At 70.2% G+C, this 11911-nt stretch carries 10 protein-coding genes and 1 pseudogene; 7 read left to right on the top strand and 4 right to left on the bottom strand.

Features of this window, described 5'->3' with window-relative positions; genetic code table 11:
• Window positions 1–218, bottom strand: a pseudogene (locus tag HV826_RS31135) (hypothetical protein); the annotation flags it as partial.
• 299 nt (window positions 219–517) lie between these two features.
• Between HV826_RS31135 and HV826_RS31130 the strand changes: the two are divergent.
• Together HV826_RS31130 and HV826_RS31125 are read left to right on the top strand one after the other, a co-directional pair.
• A complete protein-coding gene (locus HV826_RS31130) occupies window positions 518–787 on the top strand; it encodes a hypothetical protein (protein WP_176420693.1) in 270 nt (89 codons plus the stop codon).
• Window positions 788–974: 187 nt separating this feature from the next.
• On the top strand, window positions 975–2690 hold the full coding sequence (locus HV826_RS31125; protein WP_255217506.1) for a phosphatidylinositol-specific phospholipase C: 1716 nt from the start codon (window positions 975–977) through the stop codon (window positions 2688–2690).
• A gap of 7 nt (window positions 2691–2697) precedes the next feature.
• Here HV826_RS31125 and HV826_RS31120 read toward each other — a convergent pair whose 3' ends face one another.
• Complete coding sequence (locus tag HV826_RS31120) at window positions 2698–4017, bottom strand: sialidase family protein (protein ID WP_255208007.1); 1320 nt, start codon at window positions 4015–4017, stop codon at window positions 2698–2700.
• 155 nt (window positions 4018–4172) lie between these two features.
• On the opposite strand from HV826_RS31120, the gene HV826_RS31115 reads away from it, so the two are divergent.
• Together HV826_RS31115 and HV826_RS31110 are read left to right on the top strand one after the other, a co-directional pair.
• On the top strand, window positions 4173–4775 hold the full coding sequence (locus HV826_RS31115) for a hypothetical protein (protein ID WP_255208008.1): 603 nt from the start codon (window positions 4173–4175) through the stop codon (window positions 4773–4775).
• 89 nt (window positions 4776–4864) lie between these two features.
• Window positions 4865–5542, top strand: coding sequence for a hypothetical protein (locus HV826_RS31110; RefSeq protein ID WP_176420694.1), 678 nt, complete (start codon window positions 4865–4867; stop codon window positions 5540–5542).
• Window positions 5543–5591: 49 nt separating this feature from the next.
• On the opposite strand, the gene HV826_RS31105 is transcribed toward HV826_RS31110, so the two are convergent.
• Window positions 5592–6992 carry a DUF3943 domain-containing protein gene (locus tag HV826_RS31105; protein ID WP_176420691.1) on the bottom strand — a complete coding sequence of 467 codons (1401 nt, stop codon included), beginning with the start codon at window positions 6990–6992 and terminating at the stop codon, window positions 5592–5594.
• A 173-nt stretch (window positions 6993–7165) separates the two neighbouring features.
• On the opposite strand from HV826_RS31105, the gene HV826_RS31100 reads away from it, so the two are divergent.
• The 3 genes from HV826_RS31100 to HV826_RS31090 all read left to right on the top strand — a co-directional run bounded on the left by HV826_RS31100 (window position 7166) and on the right by HV826_RS31090 (window position 10744).
• Window positions 7166–8488 carry a S1C family serine protease gene (locus HV826_RS31100; RefSeq protein WP_176420690.1) on the top strand — a complete coding sequence of 441 codons (1323 nt, stop codon included), beginning with the start codon at window positions 7166–7168 and terminating at the stop codon, window positions 8486–8488.
• A complete protein-coding gene (locus HV826_RS31095; RefSeq protein ID WP_176420689.1) occupies window positions 8476–9444 on the top strand; it encodes an FHA domain-containing protein in 969 nt (322 codons plus the stop codon). Before HV826_RS31100 ends, HV826_RS31095 begins: the two co-directional genes overlap by 13 nt.
• 172 nt (window positions 9445–9616) lie before the next feature.
• A complete protein-coding gene (locus tag HV826_RS31090) occupies window positions 9617–10744 on the top strand; it encodes a DUF4130 domain-containing protein (protein ID WP_255217505.1) in 1128 nt (375 codons plus the stop codon).
• Here the strand turns inward: HV826_RS31090 and HV826_RS31085 are convergent.
• On the bottom strand, window positions 10723–11703 hold the full coding sequence (locus HV826_RS31085; protein ID WP_176420687.1) for an aldo/keto reductase: 981 nt from the start codon (window positions 11701–11703) through the stop codon (window positions 10723–10725). The two genes, HV826_RS31090 and HV826_RS31085, sit on opposite strands and share 22 nt — an antisense overlap.
• Window positions 11704–11911: the final 208 nt, after the last annotated feature.

The raw sequence follows: 11911 nt of genomic DNA, 5'->3' as shown, positions 1-11911 counted from the left end.
TCCCCGTGGGCCCCTCCTCCCACGGGGAGGGGGATGCTGGCCTCGGCGCGGGCGGCCTCAAGCACCGCCAACTCCGCGGGTTGGAGCAGCTCGCGCGCGTTGGCGAGCTTGAGGGCGAGCGCCGCGTCGTGCGGAAAGGCCCGCGCGAGCGACTCGTACATGCCGAGCGCTTCGGTGAGCTCGCCGCGGCGCAGGGCGCGATCGGCACGTGACTCCATGTCGGCCCTGGCGGCGGGGTTCATCTCTCCGGCAGGTTACCCGCGCCGCGCGGGGATGTCACAACGAACACGCAGGGCGCCGCCGCGACAAGGCGCGGACTCCGGGAGTCCGCACGCTGTGTCGGGGTGGCCGACACCCAGGCGCGGACTCCGGGACGCCAGGGGCGCCCGCGCTCCGCCGCCGAGCCGGAATGTGAGGGATTGCGCCCGGTGCGACACAGTTCGATTTCGAGACATGACAGCGAAACCTGTATCCTGAGATTACCTTCCATTCCGGACAGGTCTCAAAAGGAGGAGTCATGCAGGTGAAGTCCATTGTCATGGCCGTGGTGTTGGCGACGGGGATGCTTGCGGGCTGTGGTGGTGTCGAAGGCGGCCTGGAGGACTCCTCGCCCGCCGAAGTCGAGGCGGCCGTGGTTCACCCCAATATCTGTGTCGCCAAGTGTGACATGCGGCTCGAGCAGTGCATCGGCGCGGGGGGGCACCTGTCGGTTTGCTTCCAGCGCTTCGATGAGTGCGTCATGAACTGCCCCATCACGGAGGCGGACGCCCCCGCGACGCGGCAGTGAGCGAAGGCTGAGCGCCTGACGGTTCGACTCGAATCGCCGGGAATGAAGACGCCGGGCCACAGCCTGCCCGGCGTCTGTCCGTAGCGGGGGCAGTGTCGTGGCGGTCCAGGTTTTTCATAATATCCGAGTTTGCGTCTAGTCTTGGGCGCGCCTCGATGTTGTCGCGACTCTTTCCTGGAAGCCACTCATGTCAGACACGTCGTATCCCTTCCTCCGCCTCCGTCACGCGGTGGCGATGCTCGTCGTGGGCCTCGTCGCCATCGCTTCCCCCGCCGCCGCGCGAGGGCGCTACTACAACGATTCGGGCAGCATCCAGACGCATCATCCCAGTTGGATGAGCTGGGTCCCCGACTCGACGAGCCTCGCCGCCCTGTCCTTGCCGGGGACGCATGACACGATGGCGTATCAGTCCTACGGCGGCTCCCTGACGCAGACCCAGTCCCTGGACCTGCGCCGTCAGCTCGACGCGGGCATCCGCGCGCTGGACATCCGCTGCCGGCACATCGCGGACAGCTTCACCATCCACCACGGCGTCGTCTACCTGCACGTCAACTTCGATGACGTGCTGCGGACCGCCATCCAGTTCCTGAACGCGAACCCCAGCGAGACGCTGGTGATGCGGGTGAAGAAGGAGCACACCGAGGAGAACGTCACGCGCAGCTTCGCCGCGACGTTCGAGGCGTACCGGAACAACCCGGCCTACAGGCCCTACCTCTGGACTGGCGGTCACGTGCCCGCCCTGGGCGAGGTCCGCGGAAAGATTGTCATCCTGGATGACTTTGGCGGTGGGGCCTACGGCATCCCCTGGGGAGGGCTGGACCTCCAGGACGCGTGGACGGTGTCCACGATCTTCGACATCGACGACAAGTGGAGCAAGGTCCGCGCGCACCTGGGGCGCACCAACACGGGCTCGCCGTCCACGCTGTTCGTCAACTTCCTGAGTGGCGCCTCCGCGCTCGCGCATCCCTTCACGGTGGCGGGCGGAGACGGCATGGGCATTCGCGGCGTGAATGACTTCGCCATCGACCACCTGGTGGCGGGGCACGTCCAGCGAGCGGGCCTCCTGATGATGGACTTCCCGGGCGCCGGCTTGATTGACGCCATCCTGGCCCTCAACTTCCGCCTCTTGTCCTCGACGACGTGGCTGCCGGAGGACTTCAGCGTCATCTTCAGGAACACCGCGCACACCATCGGCGGCAACGCGGAGGAGCGGTGGCACGGCATCCGGAGCTTCGTCCACAACGCCGTGCCCGGGCGCAGCTGGCACATCGCCGCGCTGAAGAAGTCCTGGGGCGGGTGGATCAACCACCAGGGGAACTTCTACCAGTCCGACGCCATGGATGATTACACCCACATCGCCTACCTGACGCGCTCGGTGACGAGCGTGGTGGGCAGGGACTTCCTGTCCAACTACGTGAGGGGGCAGCTCGGAGGTCTGTCGGGGAACGCGGCGAACCGGGCGCTCACGCTGCATGGCCGCCTGAGCGCCCGGTTCCCATTCCAGAGCTGGTCCGTGCTGGTGAAGCAGTCGCCGGGTGGGCTGAGCAACTGGGCGTACTCGGACTACGGCAGGGGCGCGCACCTGTCGTCAGGTGACTACACGTACGCGGTCCAGGGGCACTCCGCCTCGGAAGGTGTCTACCTCCACGAGCACTCGGGCTTCGAGGGCAACCTCGTCTGGCTCGGCGGCAGCGTGGGCGATCTGCGCGGCGTGGGGTTCAATGACGTGCTGAGCTCCGTCACCGTGCTGGGGCCGTACCAGGCGACGCTGTGCGAGCACGCGAACCTGTCGGGCCGCTGCTTCACCACGTCCCAGACGGTGAGTGACGTCAACGCGATGCCGGGGGGGGCGTGGCACGACAAGGTGTCCTCCGTGTCGATGACCCGGACGGGCCCGCGGTAGTCGCGGGCTACTGCGCCTCGGTGCGGCGGAAGAACACGTCGGTGTTTTCGTTGGCCAGGTCTTCCAGCCAGGCCAGGTAGCCATGTGATCCGCCGCTGGAGGCGAAGACCCGTGGCGCGGAGGAGCGCGTCGGCGTGTTGCTCAGGTTCGTCACGGGCGTGAACGAAGCGCCCAGGTCACCGCTGGCCCGGTAGAAGATGTCGACCGAGCCGGCGGTGGTGTCCTCCCACGCGACGCGCAGATGCGACTGGGCCGCGGAGAGGCTCACGGCGCCGGAGTATCCCGAGGAGAGGCTCAGGTTGCGTGGCGCGGAGAACGTGGCGCCGTGGTCGTTGCTGGTGCGCAGGAGGATGTCGAAGTTGCCGGGGCTGTCGTCCTGCCACGCCACGAAGACGTGCTGACCCGAGATTTCGAGGTCCGGCGCGAACGCGTAGCCCTGGCTCCCACTCATGGCGTGGGTGGGGCCAAAGCTCGCCCCCCGGTCCGTGCTGCGGCGGTAGAGGATGGCGCAGGTGTCCGGGAAGAGGTCGTTGCATTCCTCCCAGACGACGTGGACCTTCTGCTCCTTGACGGCGATGCGGGCGAGCAGTGACGGCTGCCCCGGGCCCTCGTCGACGCTGAGGTTGAGCCGCGGTGCGAAGGCCTTCCCCTCGTCGGGGCTGGTCCTCACGTACACGTCGGGCCGGTCATCCGCGCCGATGTCGTCGCCCACCATGTAGACGCGATTGTTGGACGCGGTCATCTCCGTCACCCCGATGCCAGGGCGGTCATCCAGCGTCAGCGTGGGGCCGAAGCTCAGCCCCTTGTCGTGACTCGCCCGGAAGTGCTGAACCGCTGACCGCAGGCCCGTTGGGACGGTCCAGGTCACGTACACATCGCTGTTCTCTGCCGCGAGCCGGGGCGAATAGCCGTGCTCGGCCAGGGCCACCGCGGGGTCGAAGTTCCTCCCGTTGTCGTGGCTCACGCGGAACTGGATGCCCTGTTCGCGCCAGGCGACGTAGACCTTCTTTCCCTCCGCGACCACGGTGGGGAGGTAGGCGTGTCCGGTGTTGCGGCTCAGCCTCTGGGGCGGCTCGAAGCTCTTTCCCTGGTCCGAGCTCCTGCGCAGGTAGACGTGGGTGACGTCCAGGGACGATGTATCACTCCATACGATGTAGACGTTGCTGTCGGAGACGGCTGTCTGGAATTCAAAGTTGAAGGTGGGCGTCCCGCTCAGGTTCAGCACCGGACCGAAGGACTCCTGGAGTCGCGCCGGCGCTTCCCGCGCCGCGGTGCTCCAGGAGAGCAGCACGGCTCCGAACAGCACGCCCCTGAAACATCGGCTCATCGTGCTCGCCATGTTCCCTGTCTCCCCGCCGAAGATATCGCGGAGAAATAATCGCCAGCCGCGGGCGGTGTCACTGCTCGGAGGCGCTGTTCGCTTGGGAATGGCGAACAAACGTGGCCATGGCGCACGGCGGAGGAGGCATTATTCTCCCCGCGATGCGCATGAACCGTTCCCTGGTATTCAGTCTCCTGCTGACAGGCTGCGCGACCACGCCGCGAGAGCCCGCCTCCGTCGCGGAGGCGTATGCCCGCGCCCTGGAGGAAGGCCGTGTCGAGGACGCGTACGCGCTGACGGCGGGCGGGCCCGAGGAGGAGGTGGCGTTCCTGGAGCGCTATTCTGACGCGGGGGCTCGCAGCGCCAGGGCCGCGGACGTCCGGGCCGGCGCGTCGAACCTCGAGGCGCGAGCGCCCTCCCTGACGGTCGCGCAGTCCCCCCAGGGGTGGCGTGTCGTCGAGGCCCGGCCCGCGGATGTGCCTCGGGCCGCCCTGCGCCAATTCATCGACAGGGTGGAGGCTCGTGATTGGAAGTCCGCCTGGAGCCAGCTCGCCGGGCCCCTGCGCGCGCGTTACACACCGGAGCGTCTTCGCGAGGATTTCGAGCGAGAACCCCTCGCGAGGGAGCGTCTCCGGCGTGCCCGGCTCGCACTCAATACGCACGTCCGCGTCGGCGCGGGGGAGGCCGTGTTCCCGCTGGGTGACGAGCGCGCCGTCCGGCTGGTGCTGGAAGATGGCGAGTACCGGATCGCCGCGATTGAATGAGCTCAACGCGCCTGCTCAGCGCGTGAGCTCCAGCGCCAGCTTCTCCTTCTGGGCAGGCGCGGGCGTGGGTGGGCGACTATGATGCCAGGGTGCACGCCACCTTCCTGGCTGTCGGACTGCTGACGCTGCCGGGCGCGCTCGGAACGGAGCTGCGCCGGGATGGCTATTCGTTTCGCCCACCGGAAGGCTTCCACATGGTGCGGTGGGAGCAGTACGCCGGCTCGCGCGTGGGCGCCGTGGCGCTGGACCCGGACGCGCCGCGCGCCCTGTCGGCGGCGCTCACCGACGGTGAGGGTCCGGACGCGGCCACGCTGCTCGTGTCCGTGGTGGGGCGCGGCTTCAGCGCGAGCCCCTCCGACCGGGAAGAGTTCGCGTCCGCGGTGATGCAGCACTACCAGCGCGAGCTGGGACTCCCGCTGTCCGCCGAGCGCGTGGAGCGCCTGGGCGGGGTGACACCGCGTGTGGAGGTGCTGGGCACGCTGCGCGAGGCGGGGCAGGTCCGCACGGTGCTCGTCGCGGGCCTGGCCTCGGAGGGCGAGCACGCCGTGGTGATGGTCAGCGCTCCCGCGGTGCGGTGGCAGGCGCTGGAGCCGCGAGTGCGGGCCTCGCTGGAGACCTTCCGCCACGAGCCGCCGAGCGCCGGGGGGCCCGTCCCCCGCCGGGTGCTGGGCGCGCTGGCGGGGACCCTGGCTGGAGCGCTGGTCGTCTCGTACACCGCGTGGCGCCGACGGCGGCTGCGCCACGCGGCGGGCAGCCCCACGCCGTAGCCGTGCGCGACCGGAGCGGGCCTCCGTGGGCTCGGGCCGGCGTGGACGCTCAGTGCACGGAGAGGAACACCCGGGCCTGCGGGATGCCGCGTGAGACGGTATCGAAGTCGCGGAAGAAGCTGTTTCGCTCGAAGAAGGTGAAGCTGGCGCCCAGGCCCAGGTTGGCGAACAACGGCACGTCCAGCAGCAAGGTGCCCTCATGGACCAGGTGGTTGCCGTCCGCGCCGTTGAGCGTGTGCAGCCACGTGCTGCCCGCGTGCAGCTTGAGGTACTCCCAGGGCCAGCGCCCGTAGGACAGCTCGAGGTGGAGGCCCAGGCCCGGGCCGTAGTCGTAGTCGCGGCCCACCTCGTCGGCGTACTCGGAGGTGATGCCCGCGAGCACCACGCCCCGCAGGTGCAGCGCCAGGCGCAGCTCACGGCCCTCCCGCGTCAGGTAGCGGTACAGGAGCCCCGCGCCTATCGACTGGCCGCCCAGCTCATAGGCCTGCGTGTCGTTGTAGTCGAAGTGCTGGAAGGCGCCGAGCAGCACGCGCTCGTTCCCGCCGTTCTCCAGCGGGAGCATCGCCAGCGCGCCCTTGACCTCGGCGCGGCTGATGAGCCGGTTCTCGCCGGTGGTGAACTGCACGCCCAGGTTGAAGGCGTCGAACGGCGCGTCCACCGGGAAGCGCAGGGCATCGCCGTAGCGCAGGTCCAGCTCCGCGAAGAACTGGTTCAGCGTCGTGCCCGCGTCGATGTTGAGGTAGCCGGTGCGCGTCAGCGCGGCGAACACGGGCGGCTGCCAGTCCTCCGGAGTGGGGGCGCTGCGCCAGGCCTCCCCGCGCACCACGCGGTTGAAGCCCCGGACGGGATTGAGCACCCCCGCGCTGACCTCGCGGGCGACGCGCCGGGTCCCCGTGGCGCGTTGATCCAGCAGCATGGACGACAGCCGGTAGATGACCTCCCCATGGGCCCACCCGCCCACCGTGGTGTTGATGAGGTCGTTGAAGGAGGGGTAGTGATTCTCGCCGAACAGCTCCCACTGGAGGCTGCCCACCAGGGTGAAGCCCATGGCGCCCCAGTAGTTGAAGCCGTGGTCCCGGGCGGCGTTGAAGTACGCGCTGCCGTGGTAGGGGTGCGCGAACTGGTTGGTCGTGAAATCGTCCTTGTCCCAGACGAACCCCGTTTCGAGGTTCGTTCGCCAGGCGTCCAGGCCGACCCGGGCAAAGTCCTTGTTCATGATGTATCGGTTGAAGCCCCACACCGTGAGGTTGATGGCCGTCACTTCCCCCAGGGCCCACCAGAACTGGCGAGTCCGGGGAGGTGGGGTGGCGTCCTCCGCGTCTGCGGCGCGTGGCGCGTCCGCGGGCAGCTGCGCCGCCTGGGCGAGCGAGGGCAGCAGGGCCAGCAGCAGCGCCACCTTCCGCCACCGCGCCGCGGGTCCGCGCCGGCCGCACCACTGGCTGTGACGCATGCCGGCTCCCCCACCCGAAGGGCGAAGATGGGGACCCCGTGCGCGGTGCGACCATGGACCGGCGGCGCAGGCCCGCGTCGGTGGGTGGACGGACCGCCCGGCCGCCTGCCCGGCGCGGGACATGCCGCTGGACGTCCGTCGGAGCGCGCGGTGGGGTAGGGTGCGCCGCATCCATGTTCGCCTTCATCCTCGCAGCGGTGCTCACGCAGTCGCCAGTGGCTCCGGCGGAGCCGAGCCCGCCTCCCGCACCTGGCACACCCGAAGCCGCGCCCACCCTGCCCTTGAGCGCGTTGCCACCCGCCACGCACGAGCTGTTCCAGCGCATCGAGGGACAGGTCGCGCAGGTGCGCATCATCGAGCGGCGCTCCGGCACGCGCTCGTCCATCGGCTCGGCCTTCTTCGTGTCGGCCGCCGGGCACGCGGTGACGAACTACCACGTGGTCTCCGACGTGGTCATCCACCCGGAGGACTACACGGCGGAGCTGGTCCTGAAGGGCGGCGGGGAGCCCGTCCCGGTGCGCCTGGTGGACGTGGACGTGGTGCACGACCTGGCCATCATCCAGACGGCCACCCCGGTGCAGAGCTTCTTCGACCTGGACGACCGCGAGCCGCCGCAGGGCGCGCGCCTGTTCGCCATGGGCAATCCGCGTGACCTGGGCACCACCATCGTGGAGGGGACGTACAACGGCTTCATCCACGACGCGCTCTATGAGCGGCTGCACTTCAGCGGGGCCATCAACCCGGGCATGAGCGGCGGTCCGACGCTCACGGGCGAGGGCCGCGTGGTGGGCGTCAACGTGGCGACCATGGGCAACCAGGTGGGCTTCCTGGTGCCGGTGAAACACGCGCGCGAGCTGCTGGCCCGCGCGCTGGAAGCCAGGGACTCCGGCGCGCAGGCGCTGCTGGACACCGTGCGCGCGCAGCTCCTGGACAACCAGCAGCGCGTCACCGAACGGCTGCTGGCCGCGCCCCTGCCGCGGCAGACGCTGGGCAGCTACCGCGTGCCGGGGCGCTGGGGCACGTTCCTCAAGTGCTGGGGGGACACGCCGCATGACCCCGAGGTGCCGTACACGGTGACCAACTACCAGTGCTCGTCGGAGGAGGACATCTTCGTGTCCTCGCGCCACCGGACGGGCGTGGTGGCCTTCCTGCATCAACACGCCACCAGCCAGAAGCTGGGGGCGCTGCGCTTCTCCGCGCTCTACAGCGCGCTCTTCTCGCAGGACCCTGACGTGGTGGCGGCCACGCGGCAGGACGTCACCAACTACCGCTGCCAGTCGGAGTTCGTGGACGTGGCGGGCCTGCCCGTCCGGGCCGCGCTGTGCATGCGCGCCTACCGGAAGTTCCCCGGCCTCTATGACCTGGTGCTGCGCGCGGCCACGCTCAACGCCAGCACCAGCGGGGTGGACACGTCGCTCACGCTGGCCGGCTTCACCGCGGACAATGGCCGCAAGCTGGCGCGCCGCTACCTGGAGGGGCTGTCGTGGACGAAGTAATCTTCCTGGAGGTGCTGGAAGGGGACTCCGTCCAGGCCCGTCACCGCCTGGAGCGCTTCCCCGTGAATGTCGGCCGGGGGTACGGCAACGACGTCATCCTGGACGACCCGAAGGTCTCCGCCGAACACCTGCGCATCGAGCGCCGCGAGGACGGCACGCTGGTGCTGCGCGACGTGGGCAGCCAGAACGGCACCTACCGCGTGGAGCCCTGGGCACAGCTGGCCGAACTGGAGCTGGCCACGGAGACCCGCGTGTCGGTGGGGGACACGGTGCTGCGCTTCCGCGCGCGCGGCCACACGGTGGAGAAGACCGTCGTGGCGGCGGCGCCCACCGCGCCCAGGCCGCGCGTGTTCGAGCAGCCCCGCTACTTCTCACTGGCCCTGCAGGCCCTGCTGGGCGCCAGCCTGCTGGAGGGCTACCTGGCCAACTACGGGCGCACGGACTGGGGCGAGCTGACGGTGGCGCTGGTGGTGCCGCTGGGCGTCACCTTCCTGTGGGCGGGGGGCTGGTCGGTGGCGAGCCGCATCGCCCGGCGCCAGTTCCACTACCGCACGCACGCCACCGTGGCCGCGCTGGTGTTGCTGGGCTCCGTCGTCATCCAGCCGCTGCTCACGTTGGTGGGCTTCAGCCTGGGCGTGGGCGGCAACCTGTCCTGGGCCCACCACGTCGCCTTCCTGGCGCTGATGGCCTGGGGGCTCTACTGGCACCTGCGCTACGTGACGCGCTGGGAGCCGGGGCGGCTCATGCGGGTCATCGCCGTCGTCACGCTGTCGTTTGGCGCGCTGTCGCGGGCGGATGAATGGCTGGGCAACGAGTCCTTCAGCACGGAGCTGGGCTTCCGCCGGTCGCTCCTGCCACCGGCCTTCCGGCTGGTGGGCACCGAGCCCATGGATGACTTCTTCACCGACGCGGTGAAGGTCCAGGAGCAGGTGGACGCGCTGGCGCGCGACCCGTGAGCCTCCGGGGGCCGACAGGACGTCGTGGGCGGGGAGGCGGATGTCAGACCGGGCAGGTAGGAGTGCCCGGATGGACGTCCATCAGGAGTTGAGGCCTGTCGGTGGTGCCCGGGGGTCGCAGGTCCGGGGCGCGCGGGGGGAACGGCTCGCGGCCGGACACCGGGACGGTGGGATGACGCGCGTCCTCGTGGCGCCGGACCTGGCGTCCTTCCGGGTGGTGGCGCGGGGGCTGCTGGCGCGGGGCGAACCTCCAGAGCGGGTGCGCTTCGAGGAGACGCGGGGACGCCAGGGAACGTGGCTGGAGGCCGCGCGCTGGGAGGCCTGGGGGCGCGCCGCGTCCGGGGTGCCTCGGGACTTCGTGGGACTGGCGCAGAAGGTGGTGTGCCACCGTGAGCCTGCGCGCTGGGGGCTGCTGTACCGCGTGCTGTGGCGGCTGACCCATGGGGAACCGTCGCTGCTGGAGTGCCACGACGACGCGGACGTGCGGCGGCTGCGGTGGCTGGAGCACGCGGTGCGGCGGGACTCGCAGGCCCTGGTGGCGGCCGTGCGCTTCCGCCGGGTGTGGCGGGACGGGCGCGAACACCATGTCGCGTGGTACCGGCCCGAACACCTCATCGTCCGGGACGTGGCGCCGTTCCTCGTGCGCCGCTTCCCGGCCTTCTCCTGGAGCCTGTTCACGCCAGGGACCTGGGCGCATTGGGACGGGGAGCGGCTGACCTTCGAGGAAGGCGGGGCGCTGCCGGAGTGGGCACGCGCCCCGGTGGCGCTGGCGGCGTCCCATTCGCGCCCACGGGCGGACGCGGAGCGCACGTCCTTGCTGCTGGTGGGGGCTTCACCCGTGGACGGCGCGGAGCCGCCTTTCGCGGGGGCCGCGGGCGCGCTCCTGGAGGTCGTGTTGGGACGCGCGGGGCTCACGCGCTCCAGTCGTCAGGTGGTGCGGCCGTGCGGGGACGGATGCCGCTCGCGGCGTGGGGGGCTCCCTCCGACGGCGCGGGGGGAAGGGCGCACCTGCCGTCATGGGCTGGAGGCCGTGGTGGCGGAGGTCCGCCCGCGGCTCATCATCGCGCTGGGGCCCGCGGCGGCGCAGGCCTTCCTGGGGGTGGCGTTCCGAATGCACCTGAGCCGGGGGCAGCTGTTGGACACGCGGTGGGCGGAGGGCTGGATGGCCACGTATGACCCCGAAGCGGTGCTCCGGCTTCCAGAGGGCCGTGCGCGGGCGGAGGCGCGCATCCACTTCGAAGCGGACCTCCGGTCGGCGGCGGCGTGGCTGCGGCGCGCTCAGAGTCCGCGCACGGCGTGAGGCTGGTAGGGGGCCTCCAGGGCCTTCACCTCGTCGGACGTCAGCTTGAGGTCCACCGCGCGCACGGCATCCTCCAGGTGCTCCAGCTTCGTGGCGCCGATGATGGGCGCCGTCACCGCGGGGCGCGAGAGGAGCCAGGCCAGGGCCGTCTGCGCGGGATGCACGTTGCGCTTCTCCGCGACGCTCCGGTTCGCCTCCGCCACGTCCCAGTCACCGGCCTGGTCATAGAGCATGGGGGACAGCGTGTCCGACTTCGCCCGCGTCGTGGCGTCCCTGTCCTTCAGCGACTTGCGCGAGCCCGCGAGCAGGCCACGCGCCAGCGGCGACCAGGGGATGACGCCAATGCCCTCGGCTTCGCACAGGGGCAGCATCTCCCGCTCCTCCTCGCGGTAGACGAGGTTGTAGTGGCCCTGCATGGACACGAAGCGTGTCCAGCCGCGCAGGTCCGCGACCCCCAGCGCCCGCGCGAACTGCCACGCATACGCGGAGGACGCGCCCAGGTAGCGCACCTTGCCCTGGCGCACGAGCTGATCCAAGGCGGCCAGCGTCTCCTCCAGCGGCGTGTGCGGGTCCATCCGGTGAATCTGGTAGAGGTCGATGGCCTCCACGCCCAGCCGCTTCAGGCTGGCCTCGCAGCCCTGGACGATGTGCTTGCGCGACAGGCCCCGCATGTTCTGCCCGTCCCCCATGGGGAAGTAGACCTTGGTGGCCAGCACCACCTCGTCCATGCGCGCGTAGCGGCGCAGGGCCCGGCCGGTGATTTCCTCACTGGCGCCCAGTGAATACATGTCCGCGGTGTCGAAGAAGTTGATGCCAAGCTCCACCGCCCGCCGGAAGAACGGCTGCGCGGCCTCTTCGTCCAGCACCCAGGGGCGCCACTTGGGCGTGCCGTAGCTCATGCAGCCCAGTCCGAGTCGAGACACGCGCAGGCCCGTGCGGCCAAGGTTTGTATATTTCATTTCGTGGCGTCCTCGCTGCTCCAACACAGGAGGCGTCCGTCATAGCGCGCTAGGGCTTTCCCGGCTTCTCGGAATCCGGTACATAACCGACGAATCCGAGGGGGCGCTGAACGGATCGCCGTGGGGTGCCCCTCGTATTTCAGGGGAGGGGTGTGCGCCTTGGTGTTCCGGCTGGCGTCTTCCAGTCAGGCAACGGGACTCCGACGAC

Origin of the sequence: Myxococcus sp. AM010, from assembly GCF_013372585.1 — a bacterium.
Lineage (GTDB): Bacteria > Myxococcota > Myxococcia > Myxococcales > Myxococcaceae > Myxococcus > Myxococcus vastator.
This window is presented reverse-complemented; position numbering and strand designations above follow the sequence as displayed.